The following is a 26276-nucleotide window of genomic DNA, read 5'->3' as shown; positions in this document are numbered from 1 at the left end:
CCCACACCGTCACCTGAGATCAATCAAGGAGTGATTGGGAGCTTTTATGGCTAAGCAGATTGCCTTCGACCAGGAGGCCCGCGAGGGCATCCTGCGCGGCGTCGACGCGCTGGCCGACGCGGTGCGCGTCACCCTCGGGCCGCGCGGCCGCAACGTCGTGCTCGACAAGTCCTACGGCGGCCCGACGGTCACCAACGACGGCGTGACCATCGCCCGCGACATCGAGCTCGAGGACCACTTCGAGGACCTCGGCGCGCAGCTGGTGAAGTCCGTGGCCGTGAAGACCAACGACACCGCCGGCGACGGCACCACCACCGCGACGCTGCTCGCCCAGGCGCTCATCGCCGAGGGGCTGCGCAACCTCGCGGCGGGCGCGAACCCCGTCGAGCTCAACCGCGGCATCGCCGCGGGCGTCGACAAGGTCGTCGAGGAGCTCAAGGCGCGCGCCAAGGACGTCTCCTCCAACGCGGAGATCGCCCAGGTCGGCACCGTCTCCTCCCGCGACCCCGAGGTCGGCGAGATGGTCGCCGGCGCGATGGACAAGGTCGGCAAGGACGGCGTCGTCACCGTCGAGGAGTCGCAGTCCATCGACTCGAGCCTCGAGGTCACCGAGGGTGTGTCCTTCAACAAGGGCTACCTCTCGCCGTACTTCATCACCGACACCGAGGCCCAGCAGGCGGTCCTCGAGGACGCGAGCGTCCTGCTCGTGCGCAACAAGATCTCCTCGCTGCCGGACTTCCTCCCCCTGCTCGAGAAGATCGCCCAGTCGGGCAAGCCGGTCTTCATCGTCGCGGAGGACATCGAGGGCGAGGCGCTCCAGGCGCTCGTCGTCAACTCGATCCGCAAGACCTTAAAGGCCGTCGCGGTGAAGTCGCCCTACTTCGGGGACCGCCGCAAGGCCTTCATGGACGACCTCGCGGTCGTCACGGGCGCGACGGTCGTCGACCCCGAGGTCGGCGTCAACCTCGCCGAGGCCGGCGAGGAGGTGCTCGGCTCCGCGCGGCGCATCACCGCCACGAAGGAGGAGACCGTCATCGTCGACGGCGGCGGCACCGAGGAGGCCCTCGAGACCCGCCGCGAGCAGATCCGCCGCGAGATCGAGACCACCGACTCCAGCTGGGACAAGGAGAAGGCCGAGGAGCGGCTCGCGAAGCTCTCCGGCGGCGTGGCCGTCATCCGCGTCGGCGCCGCGACCGAGACCGAGGCCAACGAGCGCAAGCTCCGCGTCGAGGACGCCATCAACGCCGCGCGCGCCGCGGTGCAGGAGGGCATCATCGCCGGCGGCGGCTCCGCGCTCGTGCAGATCTCCCGCGAGGTCGAGAACTACGCCGACGAGTTCTCCGGCGAGGCCCGCACCGGCGTGCTCGCGCTGGCGCGCGCCCTGCGCCGCCCGGCCTACTGGATCGCCCACAACGCGGGCCTCGACGGCGCGGTCGTCGTCAGCCGCACCATCGACCTGCCCAACGGGGAGGGCTTCAACGCCGAGACCCTCGAGTACGGCAACCTCATCGACGAGGGCATCCTCGACCCGGTGAAGGTCACCCACTCCGCGGTCGTCAACGCCGGCTCGGTGGCGCGCATGGTACTCACCACCGAGGCCTCCGTCGTCGACAAGCCCGAGGAAAGCGCCGAGGCCGGCCACGGCCACGAGCACTAGCCTCGGCTAGCCCCGCTCCCTCGCCCCGCCGCCCTCGGGCGGCGTGGCGCCGGGGCGGAGGGCTTTGAGACAACGACGCGCCGCGGCCCCGGGAGGGAATCACCTCCCGGGGCCGCGGCGTTTGCCGTGCCCGCGCCCTGGTCGACGGGCGCGGGTAGCTAGCTGGCTCTCCCTAGGGGCGCCGGTGCGCCGGCCGGTACGTGCGGCGCTTCAAGATCATGCGCCGCTCGTTCTCGGTGAGGCCGCCCCAGATGCCGTAGGGCTCGGCGCACTCGAGGGCGTGGCGGCGGCACGGCTCGATGACCGGGCAGGCCCGACAGATCTCCTTGGCGCGCTGCTCGCGGCGCAGCCGCGCGCGGCCGCGCTCCCCGTCCGGGTGGTAGAACAGCTCGGCGTCCTCCCCGCGGCAGGCGCCGTCTAGCTGCCACTCCCACAAGTCCGCGTTCGGCCCGGGCAGGAGATCGACTAGTGAATGCTGGAGCATGGCTTTCTCTGTCCCCCTTTCGGGCGCCTGGTTTCCCTCGTCGTGGCACCCGGGAGGACAGTATGGGCGGAGCTTGTAAACCGAATCTGTCGCGAAAGAGTCGGCCCCGTAACCCCGCGCGGCGGGCGGGCAACGCCCCGGCAACGCGCGGGAAACCTGGAAGCTACCGCTAGCGCCCCGCGGCGCCGTCGACGTAGCCGACGGCGTACTCCCACGGCACGTAGTTCGCGGGGTTGATGTCCGCGCCCGGCTCGTGGATGGGGCTCGGGTTGTCGGCGAGCGTGGCCCTCATGTTCGAGATGAGGATCGTCCACGAGAAGTAGTGGTTCTCGGCGCACTCCTCGCAGTAGAAGAAGATGCCGTGCACGCCCTTCGGGGCGAGCATCCGCTCGCACTCTAAGGCGATGGTCAGGTCGCGCTGCACGCCGGCGCGTTCCTCGTCGGACAGCGGCTCGAACTCCTCGTCCTCCATGAGGAACGCCGCCGGGTCTCGGGGGTCGTTCGCGAAGGGGTCTTCGGGCATCTGCGAGTCAAAGAACACGCGGTCAATCCTAGGTTGTAGTTGGCCGGGCCGGCAATTCCCCCAATTATCAGAAACGCCCGCTCGGAGCACTACAGTGTGGGTCGAGGCGGGCGCCGTGGTCGGCCGCGGCGCACCCCCAACGAAGCGCAGGGATCCCGCGAGGCGAATAGTCAAGGAGTACGGATTCAACCATGACCACGAACCATGTGAGCACCGGGGGCGACGATCCGAGCAAGGTCGTCCTCGACGGGCTGACCTTCGACGACGTGCTGCTGCTGCCCGCCGAGTCGAACGTGATCCCCAGCGAGGCGAACGTCTCCACGCGGTTTAGCCGCAACATCAGCCTCGGCATCCCGGTCGCGTCCGCGGCGATGGACACCGTCACCGAGGCGCGCATGGCGATCGCCATGGCCCGCGAGGGCGGCATCGGCGTGTTGCACCGCAACCTCTCCGCCGCGGAGCAGGCCGAGCAGGTCGAGACCGTCAAGCGCTCCGAGTCGGGGATGATCACCAACCCGGTGGTGTGCACCCCGGAGATGACCATCGCCGAGGTCGACGACCTCTGCGCCCGCTACCGGGTCTCCGGGCTGCCGGTCGTCGACGAGGGCGGCCGGCTCGTGGGCATCTGCACGAACCGCGACATGCGCTTCGAGCCCAACAGCGACCGCAAGGTCCAGGAGGTCATGACGCCCACCCCGCTCGTCATGGCGAAGGAGGGCGTCGCGAAGTCCGAGGCGCTCGAGCTGCTGTCGCGCCACAAGGTCGAGAAGCTGCCCATCGTCGACGACGACGGCAAGCTCACCGGGCTCATCACCGTGAAGGACTTCGTCAAGACCGAGCAGTACCCCAACGCGTCGAAGGACGACGCGGGCCGCCTGCTCGTGGCCGCGGGGATTGGCACCGGCGAGGAGTCCTACCAGCGCGCCGGCGCGCTCGTCGACGCGGGCGTCGACGTGCTCGTCGTCGACTCCGCGCACGCCCACAACAACCGCGTGCTCGAGATGGTGAGCACCGTCAAGCGCGACTTCGGCGACCGCGTCGACGTCGTCGGCGGCAACCTCGCGACCCGCAAGGCCGCGCAGGCGATGATCGACGCCGGCGCCGACGGCATCAAGGTCGGCATCGGGCCCGGCTCGATCTGCACGACCCGCGTCGTCGCCGGCGTGGGCGCCCCGCAGATCTCCGCGATCCTCGAGGCCTCCGTGCCCGCGAAGAAGGCCGGCGTGCCGGTCATCGCGGACGGCGGGATGCAGTTCTCCGGCGACATCGCCAAGGCGCTCGCCGCGGGCGCCGACTCCGTCATGCTCGGCTCCATGCTCGCCGGTACCGCCGAGGCGCCCGGCGACATCGTCGTCGTGGGCGGCAAGCAGTACAAGCGCTACCGCGGCATGGGCTCGATGGGCGCGATGCAGGGCCGCGGCCTGTCGGGGGAGAAGCGCTCCTACTCCAAGGACCGCTACTTCCAGGCCGACGTCAAGAGCGAGGACAAGCTCGTGCCCGAGGGCATCGAGGGCCGCGTCCCGTTCCGCGGGCCGATCGACGCGATCGCCCACCAGCTCGTCGGCGGGCTGCGCGCCGCGATGGGCTACTGCGGCGCCCAGACCATCGAGGAGCTCAAGAAGGCGCAGTTCGTGCGCATCACCGGCGCGGGGCTGCGCGAGTCGCACCCGCACGACATCCAGCAGACCGTCGAGGCGCCGAACTACCACTAAGAGGGGCCGTCCCCGCCCGCCGGGCGGGGACCTCAAAAGGCGCCCGCGGCCGGTCCACGGCCCGGGCGCCGAACCATCGCGAAACCAAGAGAGGGCAGAAGAAAGCTCATGCGCGACACCGTGGAGATCGGCGTCGGCCGCGAGGCGCGCCGCACCTACCGGCTGGCGGACGTCTCGCTCCAGCCGGCCCGCCGCACCCGCTCGTCGAAAGAGGTGGACACCTCCTGGCACATCGACGCCTACCGCTTCGACGTGCCGGTCGTCGCCCACCCCACCGACGCGCTCGCCGGGCCGGAGTTCGTCAAGGAGTACGCCCGGCTCGGCGGCCTGGCGATCATCAACGCCGAGGGGCTGTGGGGCCGCCACCGCGACGTCGGGGCCGCGGTCCGCGCCGTGCTCGACCAGCCCGACGCCGGCTCCTCGAACCGGCAGCTGCAGCGCCTCCACGCCGCGCCCATCGACGAGGGGCTCCTCGCCGAGCGCATCGGCGAGGTCCGCGAGTCCGGCGCGACGGTCGCAGCGAGGGTCTCCCCGCAGCGGGCCCGGGAGCTCGCGCCGGGGCTCGTGGCCGCCGGGGTGGAGCTGCTCGTCATCCAGGGCACGATCATCTCCGCCGAGCACGTCAACCACGCCGGTGACCCGCTCAACCTCAAGGACTTCATCGGCGGGCTCGACGTGCCGGTCGTCGCGGGCGGGGTGAGCGACTACACGACCGCGCTGCACCTCATGCGCACCGGCGCGGTGGGCGTCATCGTCGGCAGCGGCACGAACACCAACGCCGAGGCGCTGGGCATCGGCTCGGCGATGGCCACCGCCATCGCCGACGCGCAGGCCGCCCGGCGCGACTACCTCGACGAGACGGGTGGGCGGTACGTGCACCTGCTCGCCGACGGGGAGATCGCCACCTCGGGCGACATCGCCAAGGCGATCGCCTGCGGCGCGGACGCCGTCGTCGTCGACCGGCCGCTCGCCCGCGCCCGGGAGGCCGCCGGCGGCGGGTTCTACTGGCCGTCGGTCGCCGCCCACCCGAGCTTCCCGCGCGGCCGCGTCGAGCGCGTCGCCGAGGCCGGGGAGCGCCCCGCGCTCGAGGAGATCCTCTACGGCCCCGCGAGCGAGCCGGACGGCACGACGAATCTCGTGGGCGGGCTGCGCCGCGCGATGGCGAAGTGCGGCTACACGGACTTAAAGTCCTTCCAGCGCGTCGGGCTCACCGTCGCCCTCTAGCAACGCCTGCGGCCCGGCCCGGCGGAGCCCGCCGGGCGACGGGGCCCGGCCGGTGCGGTAGGGTGCATGACTGTGACGCAGCGACACACGCTTCCGCAACCGGTTTTGGTCGTCGACTTCGGCGCCCAGTACGCACAGCTCATCGCGCGCCGCGTGCGCGAGGCCCGCATCTACTCCGAGGTGGTGCCCCACACGATCACCGCCGCGGAGGTCCGCGAGAAGAACCCCGCGGCCCTCATCCTGTCGGGCGGGCCGTCCTCGGTGAACGTCGAGGACGCGCCGCGGCTCGACGAGGAGATCTTCGAGTTGGGCCTGCCGGTGCTCGGCATCTGCTACGGCTTCCAGGTCATGGCCAACGCGCTCGGCGGCACGGTCGCCGCGACCGGGGAGCGCGAGTTCGGCCGCACGCAGCTCACCTGCGGCGCGGGCGTGCTCCACGGCGGGCTGCCTGAGACCCACGAGGTGTGGATGAGCCACGGCGACTCGGTCACCGAGGCGCCTCGGGGCTTCACCGTGACGGCCTCGAGCCCGGGCGCGCCGGTCGCCGCCTTCGAGGACGAGTCCCGCCGGTTTGCGGGGGTGCAGTACCACCCCGAGGTGCGCCACTCGCCGAACGGGCAGACGGTGCTCGAGCGGTTCCTCACCTCGATCGCGGGGCTGGAGCAGACGTGGACGCCCTCTCACATCGCTGAGCAGCTCATCGACGACGTGCGCCGCCAGGTCGGCGACGGCCGCGCGATCTGCGGCCTGTCGGGCGGCGTGGACTCCGCGGTCGCCGCCGCGCTCGTGCAGCGCGCCATCGGCGACCGCCTCACGTGCGTGTTCGTCGACCACGGGCTGCTGCGCCAGGGGGAGCGCACCCAGGTCGAGCACGACTTCGTCAACGCGACGGGCGCGAGGCTCGTCACCGTCGACGAGAAGGACGCGTTCCTCTCGAAGCTTGCGGGCCTCACCGACCCGGAGGCGAAGCGCAAGGCCATCGGCGCGGAGTTCATCCGCTCGTTCGAGCGCGCGGTCGCCAACGTGCTCGAGGGCGAGGACGTCGGCTACCTTGTGCAGGGCACGCTCTACCCGGACGTCGTCGAGTCCGGCGGCGGCTCGGGCACCGCGACGATCAAGAGCCACCACAACGTCGGCGGGCTGCCCGACGACGTGGAGTTCGACCTCGTCGAGCCGCTGTGGCTGCTTTTCAAGGATGAGGTGCGCGCCGTGGGCCGCGAGCTCGGCCTGCCCGAGGAGATCGTCAACCGCCAGCCGTTCCCCGGCCCAGGCCTGGGCATCCGCATCATCGGCGAGGTCACCGCGTCCCGGCTCGAGACGCTGCGCGCCGCGGACGCTATCGCCCGCGAGGAGCTCACCCGCGCGGGCCTCGACGGCGAGATTTGGCAGTGCCCGGTGGTGCTGCTCGCGGACGTGCGCTCCGTGGGCGTGCAGGGCGACGGGCGCACTTACGGCCACCCGGTGGTGCTGCGGCCCGTCGCCTCGGAGGACGCGATGACCGCCGACTGGGTGCGGGTGCCCTACGACGCGCTCGAGCGGATCTCCACCCGGATTACCAACCAGGTCCCCGAGGTCAACCGCGTCGTGCTCGACGTGACGTCGAAGCCGCCGGGAACCATCGAGTGGGAGTAGCGCCCGCGGGGAGCCCGCGGGCGGCGCGAGAAGAAGGGCGGGCCCCCGCCCCGGCCGTAAGCGCCGGGTGGGGGCCCGCCCAAAAAAATATCGCCGCCGGGCTCATCGCCGCGGCGGCGGGCGGCGGCTAGTCGTCGTCGGTGTCCCCGCGGTCGGCGGGGGCGTCGTCCCGGCCGCCGTCGGCGTCCTCGGAGTCGTCGCCGGCGTTCTTGGCGGCCAGTTCCCGCTGCAGCGACTCGAGGTCCATCTCCGGAGAGTTGTACTTGAGACGACGTGCAACTTTGGTCTGCTTAGCTTTGGCGCGACCGCGACCCATGGCCTTGACCCCCTTGGAGTGTCGGGGCGCGGCGCGGCGCGAGCGCGGCGCGGGCGCCCCATCGGCTGTACATGTCTTAGATGATGGTGCCATACACCTTAGTGATATGCAGCCGCCCGTGCTTAACCAGCCCGCGGGCGGGCGCGAACCGCGCCGGCCACGGCACCCCGGCGCGGCCGCGTCGCCGCCAGGCGTGGGGCTAGCGCCGGCCGCGGAGCCGCTCGATCGCCGCGCGGCCGGCGCCCTCCTCGGTCTCGGTGGGCAGGGAGTTGGGGTCGACGGCGGCGGCCACGTCGCCCGCGGCGAGCTGCTGGCCGGAGTCGAGGGCGCTGCGCTTGACCAGCCCGAGGGCGATGGGGCCGAGCTCGTGGTCGTGGACGACGGTGCCCAGCCGCCCGGCGCGCCGCCCCGCGACGGTGAGGTCCGCGCCCGGCGTGGGCAGGCTGGGCGCGGAGCCGTCGAGGTTGAGCAGCACGAGCAGCCTTGGTGCGCGGCCGAGGTTCTCGACGCGGGAGACGGTCTCCTGGCCGCGGTAGCAGCCCTTGTCGAGGTGCACGAAGCTCGCGACGTCGCCGCGGCCGATCCAGTGGGCGACCTCGTGGGGGATGGCCTTCTCGTCGAGGTCGACGTGGCGCTCGGGGGCAAGGGCGCGGACGCGCTCGGCGGTGTAGGCCATGAGCCCGCCCAAGGAGAGCCCGGCGCGCTCGAGGGCCTCGATCGCGGCCTCGAGCTCGGCGCTGGGAACGGCGACGTCGATGCGCGGCGCGCCGAGCCAGCCGGCGGGCCGTCGGATGAACTCGGGGTGGAGCCCGGCGAGCGCCTCCCCGAGGGAGGCGGGGGTGTGCTTCCCGCCGAGCACGGTGACGATGGCCAGGTCGGCGCGGTCGATGTCGACCTTGGACCAGAACACCATGGCCTTGAGGTAGTCCTCGAGGCTCGCGGCGTCGGCGGCGGGCAGGTCGAGGAGGAAGCCAGACGGGGTGCGGGTGAGGTCGGCCTGGTGGAGCACGCGGCCGCGCACGTCGAGGTCGAGGACCCCGGCGCTGAAGCCCTCCTTCGCGCCGTCGAGCTTCTGGGAGAGGAGGTTGTTGAGGAAGACCGCGTCCTCCTCCCCGGTGACGCGCACAACGACCCGGTGGGAGCGGTCGACGACCATGCCGGGCCCGTCGACGGCGCGCTGCTCGACGAGCGGGTCGCCGTAGTGCCAGGCCACGCCCTCGGCGTCGGGGGCGAGCTCCGCGTCGGTTGTGAGCGGGCTCGCGCCGTCCCGGCCGAGCAGCGGGGAGCGGTAGGAGAGGTTGTTCTCGCTGCCCTCGCTAGAAGCCATGGTGCCGATCCTAGCGCGCGTAGCGTGGGGGCATGGCCTCCACTCACGAGGGCGCCGCGGGCGCCCAGCCGATCATCCTCACCATCGACCCGGAGACGGGCGAGCGCGCCAGGCGCGACCCGGCGCGCCCGCTGCTCTACTTCGACGACTCCGCCGTGGAGCGCGGCGACGGGATCTTCGAGACGATCCTTCTGCACCGCGGGAAGCCGCGCAACGTCGAGCGCCACGAGCGCCGCTTCCGGCGTTCCGCGGCGCTGCTCGCGCTGCCGGAGCCGAACCTCGAGCACTGGCGGGCCGCGACCCGCGAGGCGGTGGACCTGTGGCGCGCGGAGCGCGGGGACGCCGACGGGCGGGTGAAGTGGCTCTACTCCCGCGGCCGCGCGGCCACGGGTCGGCCCTCGGCGTGGCTGACGATCCAGCCGGTGGGGGAGAACATCTACGCCCAGCGCGACGGCGGGGTGCGCGCGATGACGACGTCGCGCGGCTACACGATCGACGAGCCGGCCTCGGATGCGGAGCCGCGGCCGCATTGGCTGAGCCTCGGGGCGAAGTCGCTCGACTACGCGGCGACGCAGTCGGCGGTGCGCGCCGCGAAGCGCGACGGCTTCGACGACGTCATCTTCGTCGACAAGGGCGCCGACCCGGCGCGGGTGCTGGAGGGCGCGACGTCGACGCTCGTCACCGTGACGCTGGGCGAGGGCGGCGGGCCGGGCACGCTCGCCACCCCGGCCGCGGCGGGCGACATCCTGCCGGGCACGACGAAGGCCGCGGTCTTCGAGCACGCCGAGGAGCGCGGCTGGGAGTGCGTGGACAAGGAGATGACCGTCGACGACCTGCTCGCCGCGGACGGGGTGTGGCTGTTGAGCTCCGTGCGGCTCGCGGTTAGGGTCACGAACCTCGACGGGCGCGAGCTGCCCGAGCCTAAGGGCGCGGGCGAGATCCGCCGCCTCTTCGAGGCGGGCCTCGGCGTCGAGTCCTAAAAGGCCCGCCGCGCGGCCGGCGGGGAACTAGCCGATGACGCGCTGGAGCTCCGCGGACATGCGCGGGTGGAGCTCCTCGCCGACGAGCCGCTCGTCGACCCAGCCGAGGTGGTTGTTCGGCATGAGCCCGTAGAGCCGCTTGCCGGGCCCGAGGTTCTTCGGGCCGCGCTCGGTGACCATCGTCGAGGCCGAGGACAGCTGCCACGAGCGCTCGTTGAGCGGGGTGCCGTACATGATCTCGGAGACGCCCGTCGAGTGGGTGAGCACCACCTCGATCTCGTCGTCCGTGCCGATCCGCCAGAAGCCCGACTCGCGCTCCCCGAGCCTCGTGGCGTTGCCCTCGTCGTCGAGGTGCCACGTGCGCGACTGGAAGCTTAAGTAGTTCTCCCCGTCGTGGGCGACGACGAGCTGCTGGCCGAAGGAATACTCCCCGTCCTCCGGGGTATCGGCCTGGCCCGTGCCGCGCCACACGCCCACCAGGGGCAACAGCGCGAGCAGCCCGTCGTGGAGGTTCGGGCCCTCGCGCAGGTTCGCCGTGTCGTCGGGCACCGGCAGGTCCCCGAACGCCGGGATGTTCTGCTTCGCTGACTTCTGCCACTCCCGGGCCGCGCGGTTGACGGCCTCGTTGCCGCTCAACGGGCCCGGGGTGGGCTGCTGCTCATCGCTCATGGCCACCAAGCGTAGCGGCGCAGGCCCCACCCGCCGGGCAGCAGGCGCGCCGGGCGGTCGCGCGGAACCGGTTAGGCTCTCTAAGCGTGCGCGTCTTGATGATCTCCAACCCGCAGTCGAGCGGCCAGAGCCCCGCGACCGTCAGGCGGGTGCTCTACGCCATCAGGGCCGTGCCCGATATCCGGCTGCGCAGCGTTTTTACCCACTACCCCGGCCACGCGAGCCGCATCGTTGACGGCCTGACGCGCGACGACGCCGACGTCGTGCTCGTGCTCGGCGGGGACGGCACCGTCAACGAGGTCGTCAACGGGCTCCTGCCCGCCGACCCCGCGGCCGCTAACGCCGCCGACTACCCCGCGCTCGCCGTCGTGCCCGCCGGCTCGGCGAACGTCTTCTCCCGCGCGCTGGGCTTCGCGCCCGACCCCGCGAGCGCCGCCCGGGAGCTCGCCGAGGGGCTCGCGGCGGGCAGCTTCCGAACCGTAAGCCTCGGGCGCTGGGACGAGGGCTGGTTCGTCGTCAACGCCGGCTGCGGCGTCGATGCCGACGTCATCGCCCGCATGGAGCGCGCCCGCTCCCGCGGGCGCAGCGCCACCCCGCTGCGCTACCTCGCCGTCGCCGCGCAGGCCTGGCTCGCCGCGCGCCGCCGCCCGCCCAGCGTCGACGTCGACGCCCGCCGCGCCGGCGGCAGGCCCTGGCGCGCCCGCGGGCTGCCCGTCGTGTTCGCCTCCAACACCAACCCGTGGACCTACCTCGGGCCGCTTCCGGTCGTCACCAACCCGAAGAACTCCTTCGACCGCGGCATCGGGCTCTTCGCCATCCCCGAGACCCGCGGCCAGCGGGGGATCCGCGGCCTGCTCTACCTCGGCGGGCTCGGCCACGACAGCGCCGCCCGCCGGCTCCTCGAGGGCGCGGTGCTCACCGTCGACGACGCCGAGGCCGTGCGCCTCTCCTCGGTAAAGGAGCTGCCCTTCCAGGTCGACGGGGAGCTCGTCGGCACCCGCCGCGAGATGCGGCTGTGCTCCGTGCCGCGCGCCCTCGAGGTCGTCGTGCCGCGCCGCAGCGCCGACGACGAGACCGACCCGCCGCTCGATAGGGCGTGGCGCACCACCCTGCGCCGTGGCCGCGCCGCGCTGCGCATGGCCCGGCGCGGGCCCCGCGACGCCGGCTAGGCTGGGCGGGCATGAAGCTTGCCGAGGAGAACCTCTACGACGCCCCCGACGAGCTCGCCGCCGCCGCGCGCGGGCTCTTAGAGACCGTGCGCGACGCCGACGGCGTCGCCGCGCTCTCCGAAGCGTTCGAGCGCGGCCTGAGCGACCCCCGCGCCGGGCACCGCCACGTCCTCGCCCGCGAGGGCGGCGAGCTCGTGGGGTTGGCCGCGCTCGCGCCGGGCGAGGGGCCCGAGGCGGAGCTCGCCGTCGCCCCCGGCGCCCGCGGCCGCGGCGTGGGCCAGGCGCTCATCGAGCGAGTGGGGGAGCTCGCCGGCGCGCCCGTGGGCTTCTGGGCGCACGGCGCGCTGCCCGAGGCCCGCCAGCTCGCCGAGGCCAACGGGTTTAAACCAGTGCGCGAGCTCCTCGTCATGGAGCTCGCCGGGGCGGCCCTTAACGATCAGCTGGGGACGGAGCCCGGGCTGCCCGACGGCTACGAGGTGCTCAACCTGCCCGAGGCGGCGGGCCGCTTCGGGCGCGAGCAGGTGCTGTCCGACTGGCTCGCGGCGAACAACGACGCGTTCTCCTGGCACCCCGAGCAGGGCGGCTGGTCTCAAGCCGACCTCGAGCGGGCGATGGAGCCCGAGTGGTTCAGCGACAAGGACGTGCTCTTCCTCTACGAGGGCGACGAGCTCGCGGGCTTCCACTGGCTCAAGTGGCACGGCTCCGAGCCCCGGCCCGGCGGCGGGCCGGAGGCTCAGATCGGGGAGGTCTACGTCATCGGGCTCGCCGCCGCGCACCGCGGGCGGGGGCTCTCCGGCGGGCTGCTGCGCGCCGGGCTGCGGCGCCTGGGTGAGCGGGGAGCCGAGTCGGTGATCCTCTACGTCGAGAACGACAACGAGGCCGCGGTGCGCTCCTACGAGCACGCCGGCTTCGAGGTCGCCGAGCGCCACGTCGTCTACCGGGGCGCTTAAGCGGGGCTGACAGCCGGAAACCCGTTGCCACGCAAAGTAATCTAAGTCACCTGTAAGGCGGAAAATGCCCGCCCTACCTGGGGTGTTGTCGAAAATCTGCCGTGCCGTAACTCGCCATTCACGCAACATTCGCGGATAAGTCTAGTGGCCTCCTTATCTTCCTGGGCAGTGCGGCAGGCGAAGTGGCGCCGCGCACCACTACCGCGCCCCCACGCCGGGGGCGCACCCGCCCGACGCGGCGGGGAGACTGTGTTTCGCTGCTTTTCCGAAAGGAACACCCTTGACTATGTCTATGAAGCGCTACGCCGGGATCGCGACCATCGTGCTGGCCAGCGCCACCGCCCTGACCGCCTGTGAGGAGGGCGCGGAGGACAACGCCGCCGACGGCCAGGACCAGGACTCCGGCGCCAGCGGCAACCTCGTCGGCGAGGGCGCCTCCTCCCAGCAGAACGCCATCGACCTGTTCATCCAGCGCTACGGCGAGGCGAACTCCAACGCCGACGTCTCCTACACCGCCTCGGGCTCGGGCTCGGGCGTGAGCAACTTCATCGGCGGCCAGGTCAACTTCGCGGGCTCCGACTCCCCGCTCGACGAGGAGGAGGCCGCCGACGCGCAGGACCGCTGCGGCGGCGCCGACGCGTGGCACCTGCCGTTCGTCATCGGCCCGGTCGCGATCGCCTTCAACCTCGACGGGGTCGACGAGCTCAACCTCTCCACCGAGACCGTCGCGCGCATCTTCAACGGCGACATCACCAACTGGAACGACGAGGCCATCGCCGCCGAGAACGAGGGCGTCGAGCTGCCCGACGAGGGCATCCAGGTGGTCTACCGCTCGGACGAGTCGGGCACCTCCGACAACTTCCAGAAGTTCCTCTCTGCCACCGCCCCCGAGCAGTGGGAGGGCTCCGGCAAGGCGTTCCCGACCGAGGTCGGCTCCGGCGCGAACGGCTCCGCCGGCGTCGCCACCGAGGTCGCCCAGACCCCGGGCGCGATCACCTACGTCGAGGCCGGCTTCGCCACCGACAACGACCTCGGCATCGCCAACATCGACTTCGGCTCCGGGGCGACCGAGCTGTCCTCCGAGACCGTGAACACCGCGCTCGACAACGTCGAGTTCGCCGGCGAGGGCAACGACATGGTCGTCGACTCCGAGGCGCTCTTCGCCATGAACGAGGAGGGCGCCTACCCGCTCGTCCTCACCACCTACGAGATCGTCTGCTCGGACTACACCAACGCCGACGACCCGGAGGGCACCGCCGACCTGCTCAAGGAGTTCCTCGAGACCTCCCTCGAGACCCAGCAGGAGGACGCCTACCTTTCCGCCGGGTTCATCCCCGTCGAGACCGGCTCCGCGCACTACGACCGGCTCGCCACCGCCATCTCGGAGATCCAGTAGCCTCCGGGCCCTCATTCCTCCGCCCCTGCCCGCCGCAGGCTCGACCCGCGGCGGGCAGTCGGGCGTGAACGCCTTGTGACAACAACTTCAATAAGGAGCACGCGTCATGGCTAACAGCGAGCCCACCGCAACGGTGACGACCTCGCCGGCGCCGGAGGACACTCCCACCAACCCGTCCGGCACGGCCAAGCGCCGCCCCGGCGACGTCATCTCGTCGACGCTGTCGACCGGCGCGGGCGCGCTCATCGTCGTGCTCGTCGCGGCGATCGGCCTGTTCCTCCTCTGGCGGGCCGTCCCGGCGCTCGCCCGCAACGAGGACGGCCTGTGGGGCTTCCTCACCTTCACCGGCCAGTGGCAGACCTCGAACCTCGACGAGATGCAGTTCGGCATCCCCAACCTCCTCGGGGTGACGGTGCTCATCTCGATCGTGGCGCTCGTCATCGCCATGCCGGTCGCGCTGGGCGTGGCGATCTTCCTGTCGAACTACGCCCCGAAGCGCGCGGTGCGCCCGCTCGGCTACCTGGTCGACATCCTCGCCGCGGTGCCTTCGATCGTCTACGGCCTGTGGGGCTGGCAGGTGCTCGGCCCCGCGCTGTCGAACTTCTACGCGTGGCTCGAGGAGCACCTCGGCTGGTTCTTCCTCTTCGCCACCTACGACAACTCGCCGTCGTTCGCGACGGGCCGCAACATCTTCACCGGCGGCATCGTGTTGGCCGTGATGATCCTCCCGATCATCGCCGCCACCGCCCGCGAGGTGTTCGTCCAGACCCCGCCCGCCCAGATCGAGGCGGCGCTCGCGCTCGGCGCGACCCGCTGGGAGGTCGTGCGCATGACGGTGCTGCCCTTCGGGCTCTCCGGCTACATCTCCGGCTCGATGCTCGGCCTTGGCCGCGCGCTCGGCGAGACGATGGCGCTCTACATGGTCGTCTCCCCGTCCTCGGAGTTCCGGTTCTCGCTGCTCGACGGCGGCACGACCTTCGCGACGGCGATCGCGAACGCCGCGCCCGAGTTCAACAACGACATCTCCGCCGGCGCGTACATCGCCGCCGGCCTGGTGCTCTTCATCCTCACGTTCGCGGTCAACTCGATCGCCCGAGCCCTCGTGGCGAAGAAGTAAAAAGGGAGGACGACCCGATGTCTCACACCGCAGAGACCGCACCCGCCCCCGCCGAGGACACCGGCGAGGCGCTCACCACGGGCGGCCTGTCCACCGGCCGGCGCACGAAGAACGTCGTCGCCACCGTCGTCGTCTACATCGCGATGGGGCTCGCGCTCATACCGCTGGTCTGGGTGCTCTACACCGTCATTACCCGCGGGTTCCCCGCGATCGTCGACGCCGACTGGTGGACGAAGTCGCAGCGCGGCGTCCTCTACCAGGAGGCCGGCGGCGGCGCGCTCCACGCGATCGTCGGCACGCTCGTGCAGACGCTCATCTGCTCGGCGATCTCCATCCCGATCGGGGTGCTCACCGCGATCTACCTCGTCGAGTACGCCTCGAAGGACAGCAAGCTCGGCAAGGCCACGACCTTCATGGTCGACATCCTCACCGGCGTGCCCTCGATCGTCGCGGCGCTGTTCATTTACTCGCTGTGGATCGTGCTCTTCGGCTTCAACCGCTCGGGCATGGCCGTCGCGCTCGCGCTCGTGCTGCTCATGGTGCCGGTCATCGTGCGCAACACCGAGGAGATGCTGCGCATCGTGCCGCAGGACCTCCGCGAGGCGTCCTACGCGCTCGGCGTGCCGAAGTGGAAGACGATCCTCAAGATCGTTTTGCCGACGTGCATCTCCGGCATCGTCACCGGCATCATGCTCGCCATCGCCCGCGTCATGGGCGAGTCCGCGCCGGTGCTCATCCTCGTGGGCTCCACGCAGTCCATCAACTGGGACCCGCTCAACGGGTCGCAGTCCTCGCTGCCGCTCATGATGCTCGACATGTACAAGGCCGGCACCGCGGAGCCCACCCTCGAGAAGCTGTGGGGCGCGGCGCTGACCCTCGTGCTCATCATCGTCATCCTCAACGTGGCGGCCCGGATCATCTCCGCCCGGTTCTCGCCGAAGAAATAGCCAACACCCAGGGGAGTAGCAGGAACATGGACAAGCTCAGCCTCAAGGACGTCAACATCTACTACGGCGACTTCCACGCCGTGCAGGACGTCAACCTCAACGTGCCGGCCCGCTCGGTGACGGCGTTCATCGGCCCCTCCGGCTGCGGGAAGTCGACGGTGCTGCGCACCCTCAACCGGATCCACGAGATCACCCCGGGCGCGTCGGTCTCCGGGGAGATCCTCTTAGACGGGCACAACATCTACGCCCCCAAGGTCGACCCGGTCGCCGTGCGCTCCAGCGTGGGCATGGTCTTCCAGAAGGCCAACCCGTTCCCGACGATGTCGATCCGCGACAACGTCGTCGCGGGGCTTAAGCTCGCGGGCGAGAAGAACAAGAAGAAGCTCGACGAGGCCGCCGAGCGCGCGCTGCGCGGCGCGAACCTCTGGGACGAGGTCAAGGACCGCCTCGACCGGCCCGGCGGCGGGCTCTCCGGCGGGCAGCAGCAGCGCCTGTGCATCGCGCGCGCCACCGCCGTCGAGCCCGAGGTGCTCCTCATGGACGAGCCCTGCTCGGCGCTCGACCCGATCTCCACGCTCGCGGTCGAGGACCTCATCCACGAGCTCAAGGAGCGCTTCACGATCGTCATCGTCACGCACAACATGCAGCAGGCCGCGCGCGTGTCGGACCAGACGGCGTTCTTCTCCCTCGAGGCCACCGGCAAGCCCGGCCGCCTCGTCGAGGTCGGCCCGACCCGGCAGATCTTCGAGAACCCCAACCGCAAGGAGACCGAGGACTACATCGCCGGCCGCTTCGGCTAGGCCCGGACCCCTCACACGCGCGGAGGCGCCCGGAACCCACTCCTGGTGGGGCCGGGCGCCTCGTCGTCGTGTAGGGAGGGCCTGTGGGGCCTAGTCCTCGGATTCCTCGTCCTCCGTGTCGCGTAGGTAGTCCTCGCTGCGCTCCCCGGTGGTGAGGTAGATGATCCGCGAGGCGACGTTGACGCAGTGGTCCGCGAAGCGCTCGTAGTAGCGGCCAATAAGCGTGACGTCGATGACCTCCTGCGGTGTGACACCCTCGGCCTCGGCGAGGCGCGCCATGACCGAGTCGTGCGTCTCGTCGGCCGCGTCGTCCTCCCGGTCGAGCTCCGCGGCCGTGTCCGGGTCCGGCTCCGCCAGCAGGCGCCGCACCGTGTCGACCATGTCCTTGCTCGTCGCCGCCAGGGAGACGAAGTCGTCGCGGAACTCCTCGGGCAGCACCGCGCGCGGGTGGCGGCTGCGCGCCGTCGTGGCGATGTGCACCGCCAGGGTCGCCATGCGGTTGAGGTCCTCGACGATGTAGATGGACGAGATCACCTGCCGAAGATCGCGGGCCACCGGCCCCTCGAGCACGAGCAGCTCGATGGCCTGCGCCTCGGAGCGCTCCACCAGGCCGCGGAGCCGGCCGTCGATGGTGAGCGCCTCCTCCGCGTCCCCGAGGTGCGACTCGATGAGCGCCACGGACGCGCGGTCGAGCAGGTCGCGCACGAGGTCGCAGAGCTCGATGAGGCCGCGCGCGAAGGAATCCAAATTGTCGCGAAAGAGCGTTCGCATGGGGCTCACTATACGCCGGGGCTAGCCTCCGCTGCCCCCGTCGGCGTCCGCGCCGACGGGGACGGTCTCGTCCTCCGGGTCGTCGAGCCAGCCCTCGGGCAGCGCGACCCTCTTCGCGGAGCCCTGCCTGCCGCGCGGGTCGTCGGGGCGCTCGGCGCGGGCGTCGCTGTCGCGCCACGGCGCCAGCACCTCCTTAAGCGCCTTGAGCGAGTCGATCGTCGAGAGCTGGCGGCGCACCTCCCCGCCGACGGGGAAGCCGCGCATGTACCAGCCCACGTGCTTGCGGATGTCTTTCGCCGCGTGGTCCTCGCCCTCGTGCGCGGCGAGCAGCTCCGCGTGGCGGACGATGATCGAGCACACCTCGCCGAGTGTCGGCTCGGGCGGGATCGGCTCGCCCCGCAGCTGCGCACCCAGCTGCGCGAAGAGCCAGGGGCGGCCCAGGCAGCCGCGGCCCACGACCACCCCGTCGCAGCCGGTCGCCGCCATCATGCGGGCGGCGTCATCCGCGGCGAAGATGTCGCCGTTGCCCAAAACCGGCACGCCCGTGCCGGAGAGCTCCTCCTTGAGCCGGCGGATCGCCGACCAGTCCGCGACCCCCGAGTAGCGCTGCGCGGCCGTGCGCCCGTGGAGCGTCACTGCCTTGGCGCCCTCCTCGACGGCGATGCGGCCCGCGTCGAGGAACGTCTCGTGCTCGTCGTCGATGCCGATGCGGAACTTCACCGTCACCGGAATGTCGGTGCCCTCCGTGGCGCGAACGACCGCCCCGACGAGGTTCCCGTAGAGGCGCCGCTTGTAGGGCAGCGCCGCACCCCCGCCCTTCCTCGTCACCTTGGGCACCGGGCAGCCGAAGTTGAGGTCGATGTGGTCGGCGCGGTCCTCGTCGACGACGCGGCGCGCAGCCTCGTAGGCGAACGCCGGGTCCGCGGCGTAGAGCTGCAGGCTGCGCGGGTTCTCCTCGGGCGCGAACGCCGTCATGTGGAGCGTCTTCTCGTTGCCCGCGACGAGCGCGCGGGCGGTGATCATCTCGCAGATATACAGCCCCGAGACCGTGCCGGTGAGGCGGCGCTCGATCTCGCGGCACAGCACGCGAAACGGCATGTTCGTCACCCCGGCCATGGGCGCGAGAACCACCGGCGAGGACAGCGTGTGGGAACCGATCTGCAAGGTCATCGACGCCATTGTGCTCCCGGGAAGCAAGGCGGACAAACCGAAACCGGGCCGCGATCAGGCGATAACCGGCCCAGGGCCCGGAGAGGCGTTGCGGCCGCCGCGCGGCGACGCGCTAGGATGAGCCCGCGTGGCGCGCTCGGCGCGCCGCGAGACAGGGGCCTTTAGCTCAGCTGGTAGAGCTGCGGACTTTTAATCCGAAGGTCGCGGGTTCGATCCCCGCAGGGCCCACCAAAAAACCCCGCCACCAGCAGCGATACAAACTGCTGGTAGCGGGACAACTCTCAGTGGCAAACGAAGTGACAAACGACAACCAACCAACCGACCCTACGGGAGCCAACACACCCGGCACCCGGCCACCAGCAACGAGGCCCACGAGAGCCAGTACGCCCCACAGAAGGCAACTGGACGGGCCGGATCCGGAGGCACGACGTACCAGCCGAGGGTTACCGCACTTGAGGCCCTGTAATCGGGGACTGCGCGCTGGGAAACCCCCGAGCGATGGTCAGGCTCAAGCCCTCTTCGCGCTTTTGGCCCCACCCTTCGCACTGACTCCTTGCCCAGTCGTCCCTCCTGGACAAGCCCCACACGCTGCCCCCAATCACGTACCGGCAAGCTTCCCCAACCGCTAGCACTTCCACCGAGCCTGTCGGCTGGTGTCGGCTAGCTCCCCACCCCCAGCCAAGCTGGGGTCGGGGTTGGGACGCTTGGTTTTGAGTCCCGGTTCGAGGGGCAAGCCCTTCTCCCCGGTCCTCAAAACGGGGCGGCCGAGGCCGCCCGGCATTGCCCAGGTGCCCACGGGGTCACCGAGGGATACACAGGGGCATAGAGGACAACCGCCGAGAGCCATGTATCGACCGTGCGTCAAGGTGATTGCAGTCACCAATCTGCGGTGTGTCGCCTGTCGCTGCCTACGTGCCGGCTTCGCGCCGGTTGCACACAGAGTTGCACACAGACTCTGTATTGGACTTATAAGCCGTTGACCTGCACAAACGATGGATGAGCCGGAATTTACAACACAGTGTCGTTAACAACTCTGAGCTCGGCCGTTAAGGTTTCTGACCTGCGCTAATGCGCCGGATTTGGCGTCTAGGCACAGAACCACAGAGTTGTTCGACTTTCTCCTATAGGGGCAGGCCTGCGGAGAGTGAATGTGACTAAATACATATATCGATAAATGCTTAGGTTTATGTTAATTTTAGCGAGAGAATCGCGTCTTTGGTGACGTCACCAGTTACGGGTTCTGAGCTGCACAAAGTTCACGGCTGACGTCAGGTTATCTTATGCTCATCCGCCGCCGGAGGCGGGGGGTCTTATGGGGGTGGCGTATACGCCGCTGTGGTGTGGGGTGCTGGATTCGTGGCGGGTGCGGGCCCGGGCGGCCCGAAGGGCCGCGCCACCCCGCTAGGGGTGGCTGAGGGCCCGTATCCGCCACAGATGCTGCGTCATCCAGACAAACACGCGAGGCGGGATCCAACGTCGCGACGTTGGCGCGTAGCCCCCTTAAGGGACCAGGACTCGCCCCGTGGGCGATAAGTCACCCACGACGCGACAGTGACAAACGAACTGACAAACGTGACAGTGCCACGCATGCCCACATCGATGTCTCAGCGGTGCCGCAGCGATGCCAGATCAGTGCCAGAACTATGCATGACCAGTAGAAACACACCAGCAACCAGCGAGGACCAAAAATAACGGCCCAGACTCCGAAGGTCGCGGGTTCGATCCCCGCAGGGCCCACGGCGCGCCCCGCCGCCGGCAGCTGCACGGCCGCCGGCGCCGGGGCCTTATTCGTGGCCGCGGCGAGGCGAGTTTCGCGCCGTTCGCCGAGGCGGCGCGCGCCGCCCGGGCGCACGTCGAGGCGCGTTTTGGACTCCGGGGCGCGGTCGCGTAAGGTTTCAGCCTGGCCGTCGCGAGGCGGCAGGGCCCCCATCGTCTAGCGGCCTAGGACACCGCCCTTTCACGGCGGCGGCACGGGTTCGAATCCCGTTGGGGGTACGCCCCCAGCGAGAAGAGATGGGGACGACACAACAAGATATGGCCCTGTGGCGCAGTTGGTTAGCGCGCCGCCCTGTCACGGCGGAGGTCGCGGGTTCAAGTCCCGTCAGGGTCGCCGGTCGAGCCGGGGGAGTCGCTAAAAGCGGCTTCCCCGGCGTTTTTGTATCCGGTAACTTCGCCGCGCGGGGCCTGCCGGGGCGGCGCTTTTCCCGCGCTGAGGAGGGATTTTGCGCAGCGGGCGGGGCATTGTAGACTACCGACTCGTGCGCAACGCTGTTGCGTAATGGCCCTGTGGCGCAGTTGGTTAGCGCGCCGCCCTGTCACGGCGGAGGTCGCGGGTTCAAGTCCCGTCAGGGTCGCGAGAGGATTATATGCTCTCTGGCCAGATAGCTCAGTTGGTAGAGCATCCGCCTGAAAAGTGGAAGGTCGCCAGTTCGATCCTGGCTCTGGCCACGGCAAAGGCCCCCGAGGACCGCGCGGTCTTCGGGGGTCTCGTCGTGCGGAGGGCGCGTGGTCGCGGTTCAGGCCCCCGCCGCGGCGGGCGGCGCGGCGCTAGCCTGGCCGCCATGAGCGAGAACACCGCAACGAACGAGAACACCGCCGGTGAGCCGGTCGTCGAGCACCGCGCCGACGAGAGCACCTACATCATCCGCCTCGGCGACAAGGTCGTCGGCCACGCCGACTACGAGGCGCGCGGCGACGGGGTCAAGGACTTCAACCACACCGTCGTCGACCCCGAGTACCGGGGCCGCGGCCTGGCCGGGCGGCTCATCGAGTTCGCCCTCGACGACGTCGCCGAGCGAGGGGAGAAGATCATCCCCACGTGCTCGGCGGTCGCCGGCTTCATCGAGAAGAACCCCTCCTACGCGAAGCTCGTCGCCTCCTAGGGCCTAATGCGCGGCGCGGGCGGCGTTAGATGACGTAGAAGTCGGGATCCACGAGGTGCATCTTCTCGTGGGACTTCCGCGGCCGGTGCTTCGCCGGGATGCCGGTGGCGATGCTGTCGGCGGGCACCGGCTTGGTGACCACCGCGTTGGCGCCGACCGCCGTGCCGGCGCCGATGGTAATGGGCCCGAGGATCTTCGCCCCCGCGCCGACGGTGACGTTGTCCTGAATGGTGGGGTGGCGCTTGGTCTGCGTGAGCACCTGCCCGCCGAGGGTGACCCCGTGGTAGAGCATGACGTTGTCGCCGATCTCGGTGGTCTCGCCGATGACGACGCCCATGCCGTGGTCGATAAAGAACCGCCGCCCGATCGTGGCGCCCGGGTGGATCTCGATCCCGGTGAGGAAGCGGGTGAACTGCGATAGGATGCGCGCCACGCCTCGGAAGCCGCGGCGCCACAGCCAGTTGGCCACCCGGTAGGACCAGATGGCGTGCAGCCCGGAATAGACGACGGCGTTCTCCACGTCGCCGCGCGCGGCGGGATCGTGCTCCCGCGCATTAGCTAGGTCTTCCCTAATTCTGCTGATTATCGTGAACATGACAAGAGCCTATCAGCGCCGGCTATTGTGTGTCATGCATCACGTGAATTTAGATTCTGCCGGCCAAACGCGAGAAAAGCGCCCCGGGCGCGAATTGCCCGGGGCGGTTTTTAGGCGGCGCTAAAAACTAGTCGCGCAGGTCCTCGTAGAGGAGGGTGGAGATGTAGCGCTCGCCGAAGTCGGCGACGACGGTGACGATGCGCTTGCCCCTGTTCTCGGGCTTCTTCGCGAGGTCGACGGCGGCCTTGACGTTCGCGCCGGAGGAGATGCCGGCGAGGATGGCCTCCTGCTCGCCGAGCTTGCGAGACCAGGCGACGGCGTCCTCGTTGCTCACGGTGAACACGTCGTCGAGGACGGTGCGGTCGAGGATCTCCGGGACGAAGTTCGCGCCCAGGCCCTGGATCTTGTGGGGCGAAGCCTTGCCCTCGGTGAGGAGCGGGGAGGCGGCGGGCTCGACGCCGTAGATCTTCACGTCGTCCTTGCGCTCCTTGAGCACCTGGCCCACGCCGGTGACGGTGCCGCCGGTGCCGATGCCGGCGACGAAGATGTCGATGTTGCCGTCGGTGTCGTTCCAGATCTCCTCCGCGGTGGTCTCGCGGTGGATCTTCGGGTTCGCGGGGTTGGCGAACTGGCGGGCGAGGATCGCGTTCTCGCGCTGCTCAACGATCTCGTTGGCCTTGTCCACGGCGCCCTGCATGCCGTTCGGCCCCGGGGTGAGGATGATCTCGGCGCCCAGCGCGCGCACGACGACGCGGCGCTCGGTCGACATCGTCTCGGGCATCGTGAGCACGACGTGGTAGCCCTTGGCGGCGCCCACGAACGCCAGCGCGATGCCCGTGTTGCCCGAGGTCGCCTCGACGATGGTGCCGCCCGGCTTGAGCTCCCCGGACTCCTCGGCGGCCTCGATGATGGCCGTACCGATGCGGTCCTTGACGCTGTTGGCGGGGTTGAACGACTCGACCTTGACGAGAAGCTCGGCCTCGAGCCCCTCGGTGAGCTTGTTCAGCTTGACGAGCGGGGTGTTGCCGATCGTCTCGGTGATGTTGTCGTAGATCTTCGCCATGACGGTTTCTCCTTCAAACATCGCGGTGATTCGCTAGCTAGGTCAACCGGCCCTCGGGCGCCGCCGACGGCGGCCGGCCCCGGGGCCGAAGCGCTCCGACGAGCGCGTCGGATGCCTCACCCAACAGCCTAGACCGTGCAGTACGTTTTAGCTACCGCCATACGGACTAGTCGGTCTATGGAGTGAGACGCTCCTGTTCGGTGGAGTGTCCTGCGCCATCTTTGGCCGAATGCAAAAATGCCGGCCTGAGCTGCGCCTTAACCGACAATGTTCGTCATATGAATCATCCCTTCGATAGACGGCGCCACGGCGGGCGTCGCGGCGCCGCCGCGGGGGATACCCCCGATTTTAGGGGCCCGTACTCGCGGCCACCGGGGATAACGGCCCCGTTCCGGCTAACGGCTACCCCCCGGGGCGGGCCTATACTCGCCGTAGATTCGCCCCGGCGCGATGCGGGGGCGGCGCCCGCGGCGCCGGCAGGTGCGCGTGCCAACAACGGCGCGCGAGGCCGACGGTCCCCACGGGCGACATCCGGTAAAAGGAGATCGCGAGCTGTGGAAACCCGGCGAATGAAGGACTACGACGAGGCAATCCGTTCGGCCCTGACGTCCGTGAAGACCGCAACCACCATCCCGGTGACGATGTACGGCCAGGTCCTGCAGGACCGGCGCGTGAAGATCACCCACTGGATCGGGCTGCGCACCGCTGCGCTGCACAACCTCGTCATCAAGCCCGGCACCGGCATCGCCGGCCTCGTCGCGGCGACCGGGCGCCCGCTGGGCGTGAGCGACTACGTCAACGCGTCGTCGATCACCCACGAGTACGACGACGCGGTCCAGGAGGAGCGCCTCTACTCGGTGGTCGCCGTGCCCGTCATCGTCCAGCGCGTCGTCCGCGGGGTCCTCTACGTCGGAGTCCACAGCCCCATCCGCCTGGGCAACAAGGTGCTCGAGGAGGTGACCATGGCCGCGCGTTCCCTCGAGCAGGACTTCGCCGTCAACGACGCGCTGCGCCGGATGGGCACCGTCGAGCCGCGGCGCAACGCCGGCCAGGCGCTCAACGGCGCGCAGTGGGAGCAGATCCGCTCTGCGCACTCGAAGCTGCGCATGCTCACCAACCGCGTCAACGACGAGGAGTTGCGCCGCGACCTCGAGTCGCTCTGCGACCAGATGGTCCAGCCGGTCGCGCTGCAGCCGGCGACGAAGCTCTCCGCTAGGGAGCTCGACGTCCTCGCGTGCGTGGCGCTCGGCCACACCAACGTCGAGGCCGCCGAGGAGATGGGCATCGGCTCGGAGACGGTGAAGAGCTACCTGCGCTCGGTGATGCGCAAGCTCGGCGCGCACACCCGCTACGAGGCGGTGAACGCGGCCCGTCGCATCGGCATGCTGCCGTAAACGGGATCGACCGAGGCTCCGCGCCGACTGCCCGCCCGCGGCCCCGCGAAGACCGGTAGGGTCTAGGGCGTGAAGGATCGGTTTTTGGTGACGGGCGGCGCCCGCCTGAGCGGCTCGGTCCGCGTCCGCGGCGCGAAGAACAGCGTGCTCAAGCTCATGGCGGCGGCGCTCCTCGCGGAGGGCACCACCACGCTGACCAACTGCCCGGAGATCCTCGACGTCCCGCTCATGCAGCGGGTCCTTGAGGGGCTCGGCTGCGAGGTGACGGTCGACGGCTCCACGGTGACGATCACGTCGCCGGAGAGCCCCTCCAGCAACGCGGACTTCGACGCGGTGAGGCAGTTCCGCGCCTCGGTGTGCGTGCTCGGGCCGCTGACCGCCCGCTGCGGGCGGGCCACCGTCGCGCTGCCGGGCGGCGACGCCATCGGCTCCCGCCCCCTCGACATGCACCAGTCGGGTCTCGAGCGGCTCGGCGCGCAGACCCGCATCGAGCACGGCGCGCTCGTCGCGGAGGCCGCGAGCCTCACCGGCGCGGAGATCAGCCTCGACTTCCCCTCCGTCGGCGCGACGGAGAACATCGTCACCGCCGCCGTGCTCGCCGATGGGCGCACCGTCCTCGACAACGCCGCCCGCGAGCCGGAGATCGTCGACCTCTGCGACATGCTCATCTCCATGGGTGCGCGCATCGACGGGGTGGGCAGCTCCACGCTGACGATCGACGGGGTCGACAAGCTCTATCCCACGAACCACGAGGTCGTCGGCGACCGCATCGTCGGCGGGACGTGGGCGTACGCGGCCGCGATGACCGGCGGCGACATCACGGTCGGGGGAGTGAGCCCCAAGCACGTGCACCTCGCTCTCGAGAAGCTCCGCAACGCGGGCGCCCAGGTCGAGACCTACGAGCACGGCTTCCGGGTGCGGATGGATGGGCGCCCCAAGGCCGTGGACTACCAGACCTTGCCGTTCCCGGGCTTCCCCACGGACCTGCAGCCCATGGCGATCGGGATCTCCGCGATCGCGGAGGGCACCGCCGTCATCACGGAGAACGTCTTCGAGGCCCGCTTCCGGTTCGTCGACGAGATGATGCGCCTCGGCGCCGACGCCACCGTCGACGGTCACCACGTCGTACTCCGCGGGATCGAGCGGCTCTCCTCGACGGACGTGTGGGCCTCCGATATTCGGGCCGGAGCCGGACTGGTGCTCGCGGGTCTCGTCGCCGACGGGGTGACCACCGTCCACGAGGTGCACCACATCGACCGCGGCTACCCGAAGTTCGTGGAGAACCTCAGGCAGCTCGGCGCGAAGATCGAGCGCATCAGCGTCGACGAGTAGCATTAGCGGCGGCCTAGCAAGCGAAAAACCCTCACTGACCAGCTGTGTTGCTTTTGTCGGTCGGGGTTCGTATAGTTATGCCCCGTCGCCGAGCAGGCCGGATGCACTCCGGCCGGCAGCACCCAGAAGGAAGCACCGCTTCCAGACAGGGTTGCGGATTTCGCAG

Annotated in this window: 23 protein-coding genes and 5 tRNA genes; 19 read left to right on the top strand and 9 right to left on the bottom strand. The window is 70.3% G+C overall.

What is annotated here, in order from left to right; all coding sequences use genetic code 11:
* Nucleotides 1-46: 46 nt before the first annotated feature.
* On the top strand, nucleotides 47-1657 hold the full coding sequence (gene groL, locus HMPREF9719_RS07510; protein ID WP_004601389.1) for a chaperonin GroEL: 1611 nt from the start codon (nucleotides 47-49) through the stop codon (nucleotides 1655-1657).
* Nucleotides 1658-1829: 172 nt separating this feature from the next.
* Here the strand turns inward: groL and HMPREF9719_RS07505 are convergent, their stop codons facing one another.
* Nucleotides 1830-2141, bottom strand: a complete 312-nt coding sequence (locus HMPREF9719_RS07505) for a WhiB family transcriptional regulator (protein ID WP_004601388.1) — start codon at nucleotides 2139-2141, stop codon at nucleotides 1830-1832.
* 169 nt (nucleotides 2142-2310) lie between these two features.
* Nucleotides 2311-2682 carry a DUF5319 domain-containing protein gene (locus tag HMPREF9719_RS07500; RefSeq protein WP_004601387.1) on the bottom strand — a complete coding sequence of 124 codons (372 nt, stop codon included), beginning with the start codon at nucleotides 2680-2682 and terminating at the stop codon, nucleotides 2311-2313.
* Between the two features lie 173 nt (nucleotides 2683-2855).
* Between HMPREF9719_RS07500 and guaB the strand changes: the two genes are divergently transcribed.
* From guaB to guaA, 3 genes are all read left to right on the top strand, one after another.
* Complete coding sequence (gene guaB / locus HMPREF9719_RS07495; protein WP_004601386.1) at nucleotides 2856-4376, top strand: IMP dehydrogenase; 1521 nt, start codon at nucleotides 2856-2858, stop codon at nucleotides 4374-4376.
* A gap of 108 nt (nucleotides 4377-4484) precedes the next feature.
* A complete protein-coding gene (locus tag HMPREF9719_RS07490; RefSeq protein WP_004601385.1) occupies nucleotides 4485-5600 on the top strand; it encodes a GuaB3 family IMP dehydrogenase-related protein in 1116 nt (371 codons plus the stop codon).
* A gap of 66 nt (nucleotides 5601-5666) precedes the next feature.
* The gene (gene guaA, locus HMPREF9719_RS07485; protein ID WP_004601384.1) at nucleotides 5667-7232 is read left to right on the top strand and encodes a glutamine-hydrolyzing GMP synthase; all 1566 of its coding nucleotides are present in this window, start codon (nucleotides 5667-5669) and stop codon (nucleotides 7230-7232) included.
* A 127-nt stretch (nucleotides 7233-7359) separates the two neighbouring features.
* Here guaA and HMPREF9719_RS07480 read toward each other — a convergent pair whose 3' ends face one another.
* Nucleotides 7360-7548 (bottom strand): DUF3073 domain-containing protein, encoded by a 189-nt coding sequence (locus HMPREF9719_RS07480; RefSeq protein WP_004601383.1) that lies wholly within the window; start codon nucleotides 7546-7548, stop codon nucleotides 7360-7362.
* A gap of 199 nt (nucleotides 7549-7747) precedes the next feature.
* Nucleotides 7748-8875 (bottom strand): CAF17-like 4Fe-4S cluster assembly/insertion protein YgfZ, encoded by a 1128-nt coding sequence (ygfZ, locus tag HMPREF9719_RS07475; RefSeq protein ID WP_004601382.1) that lies wholly within the window; start codon nucleotides 8873-8875, stop codon nucleotides 7748-7750.
* A gap of 32 nt (nucleotides 8876-8907) precedes the next feature.
* Between ygfZ and HMPREF9719_RS07470 the strand changes: the two genes are divergently transcribed.
* Nucleotides 8908-9855, top strand: coding sequence for an aminodeoxychorismate lyase (locus HMPREF9719_RS07470; RefSeq protein ID WP_004601381.1), 948 nt, complete (start codon nucleotides 8908-8910; stop codon nucleotides 9853-9855).
* A 27-nt stretch (nucleotides 9856-9882) separates the two neighbouring features.
* Here the strand turns inward: HMPREF9719_RS07470 and HMPREF9719_RS07465 are convergent, their stop codons facing one another.
* A complete protein-coding gene (locus HMPREF9719_RS07465; RefSeq protein WP_004601380.1) occupies nucleotides 9883-10524 on the bottom strand; it encodes an FABP family protein in 642 nt (213 codons plus the stop codon).
* A gap of 86 nt (nucleotides 10525-10610) precedes the next feature.
* On the opposite strand from HMPREF9719_RS07465, the gene HMPREF9719_RS07460 reads away from it, so the two are divergent.
* The 6 genes from HMPREF9719_RS07460 to pstB all read left to right on the top strand — a co-directional run bounded on the left by HMPREF9719_RS07460 (nucleotide 10611) and on the right by pstB (nucleotide 16903).
* Nucleotides 10611-11693 carry a diacylglycerol/lipid kinase family protein gene (locus HMPREF9719_RS07460; RefSeq protein WP_118788008.1) on the top strand — a complete coding sequence of 361 codons (1083 nt, stop codon included), beginning with the start codon at nucleotides 10611-10613 and terminating at the stop codon, nucleotides 11691-11693.
* 11 nt (nucleotides 11694-11704) lie between these two features.
* Nucleotides 11705-12643: a mycothiol synthase gene (mshD, locus tag HMPREF9719_RS07455; RefSeq protein WP_004601378.1), complete on the top strand. Its 939-nt coding sequence runs from the start codon at nucleotides 11705-11707 to the stop codon at nucleotides 12641-12643.
* Nucleotides 12644-12923: 280 nt separating this feature from the next.
* A complete protein-coding gene (pstS, locus tag HMPREF9719_RS07450; protein WP_174269536.1) occupies nucleotides 12924-14039 on the top strand; it encodes a phosphate ABC transporter substrate-binding protein PstS in 1116 nt (371 codons plus the stop codon).
* 106 nt (nucleotides 14040-14145) lie between these two features.
* Entirely contained in the window at nucleotides 14146-15156 is a 1011-nt protein-coding gene (gene pstC, locus HMPREF9719_RS07445; RefSeq protein WP_004601376.1) for a phosphate ABC transporter permease subunit PstC, read from the top strand.
* 17 nt (nucleotides 15157-15173) lie between these two features.
* Nucleotides 15174-16103, top strand: coding sequence for a phosphate ABC transporter permease PstA (gene pstA / locus HMPREF9719_RS07440; protein WP_004601375.1), 930 nt, complete (start codon nucleotides 15174-15176; stop codon nucleotides 16101-16103).
* A 26-nt stretch (nucleotides 16104-16129) separates the two neighbouring features.
* Nucleotides 16130-16903, top strand: coding sequence for a phosphate ABC transporter ATP-binding protein PstB (gene pstB / locus HMPREF9719_RS07435; RefSeq protein ID WP_004601374.1), 774 nt, complete (start codon nucleotides 16130-16132; stop codon nucleotides 16901-16903).
* A gap of 90 nt (nucleotides 16904-16993) precedes the next feature.
* Here the strand turns inward: pstB and HMPREF9719_RS07430 are convergent, their stop codons facing one another.
* Both HMPREF9719_RS07430 and dusB read right to left on the bottom strand, forming a co-directional pair.
* A complete protein-coding gene (locus HMPREF9719_RS07430) occupies nucleotides 16994-17674 on the bottom strand; it encodes a phosphate signaling complex PhoU family protein (RefSeq protein ID WP_004601373.1) in 681 nt (226 codons plus the stop codon).
* Nucleotides 17675-17695: 21 nt separating this feature from the next.
* Nucleotides 17696-18844, bottom strand: a complete 1149-nt coding sequence (gene dusB, locus HMPREF9719_RS07425) for a tRNA dihydrouridine synthase DusB (protein WP_174269535.1) — start codon at nucleotides 18842-18844, stop codon at nucleotides 17696-17698.
* A 155-nt stretch (nucleotides 18845-18999) separates the two neighbouring features.
* On the opposite strand from dusB, the gene HMPREF9719_RS07420 reads away from it, so the two are divergent.
* The 6 genes from HMPREF9719_RS07420 (at nucleotide 19000) to HMPREF9719_RS07395 (ending at nucleotide 21726) form a co-directional block, all read left to right on the top strand.
* Nucleotides 19000-19075 (top strand) — tRNA-Lys (locus HMPREF9719_RS07420).
* A 1691-nt stretch (nucleotides 19076-20766) separates the two neighbouring features.
* Nucleotides 20767-20839: transfer RNA gene (locus HMPREF9719_RS07415), tRNA-Glu, on the top strand.
* A gap of 41 nt (nucleotides 20840-20880) precedes the next feature.
* A tRNA-Asp gene (locus HMPREF9719_RS07410) sits at nucleotides 20881-20954 on the top strand.
* A 170-nt stretch (nucleotides 20955-21124) separates the two neighbouring features.
* A tRNA-Asp gene (locus HMPREF9719_RS07405) sits at nucleotides 21125-21198 on the top strand.
* Between the two features lie 21 nt (nucleotides 21199-21219).
* Nucleotides 21220-21292, top strand: a tRNA-Phe gene (locus HMPREF9719_RS07400).
* A 113-nt stretch (nucleotides 21293-21405) separates the two neighbouring features.
* Nucleotides 21406-21726 (top strand): GNAT family N-acetyltransferase, encoded by a 321-nt coding sequence (locus HMPREF9719_RS07395; protein ID WP_004601371.1) that lies wholly within the window; start codon nucleotides 21406-21408, stop codon nucleotides 21724-21726.
* 25 nt (nucleotides 21727-21751) lie between these two features.
* On the opposite strand, the gene epsC is transcribed toward HMPREF9719_RS07395, so the two are convergent.
* Nucleotides 21752-22321 carry a serine O-acetyltransferase EpsC gene (gene epsC / locus HMPREF9719_RS07390; protein ID WP_004601370.1) on the bottom strand — a complete coding sequence of 190 codons (570 nt, stop codon included), beginning with the start codon at nucleotides 22319-22321 and terminating at the stop codon, nucleotides 21752-21754.
* 127 nt (nucleotides 22322-22448) lie between these two features.
* Nucleotides 22449-23384 (bottom strand): cysteine synthase A, encoded by a 936-nt coding sequence (gene cysK, locus HMPREF9719_RS07385; protein WP_004601369.1) that lies wholly within the window; start codon nucleotides 23382-23384, stop codon nucleotides 22449-22451.
* Between the two features lie 554 nt (nucleotides 23385-23938).
* Between cysK and ramA the strand changes: the two genes are divergently transcribed.
* Both ramA and murA read left to right on the top strand, forming a co-directional pair.
* Nucleotides 23939-24778: an acetate metabolism transcriptional regulator RamA gene (gene ramA / locus HMPREF9719_RS07380; RefSeq protein WP_004601368.1), complete on the top strand. Its 840-nt coding sequence runs from the start codon at nucleotides 23939-23941 to the stop codon at nucleotides 24776-24778.
* Nucleotides 24779-24847: 69 nt separating this feature from the next.
* Nucleotides 24848-26110, top strand: coding sequence for a UDP-N-acetylglucosamine 1-carboxyvinyltransferase (gene murA / locus HMPREF9719_RS07375; protein ID WP_004602020.1), 1263 nt, complete (start codon nucleotides 24848-24850; stop codon nucleotides 26108-26110).
* Nucleotides 26111-26276 lie beyond the last annotated feature (166 nt).

The organism is Corynebacterium otitidis ATCC 51513, from assembly GCF_000296405.1.
Taxonomy (GTDB): Bacteria; Actinomycetota; Actinomycetes; order Mycobacteriales; family Mycobacteriaceae; genus Corynebacterium; species Corynebacterium otitidis.
The sequence above is the reverse complement of the archived record's forward strand: the minus strand, read 5'-3'. Positions and strand labels throughout refer to the sequence as shown.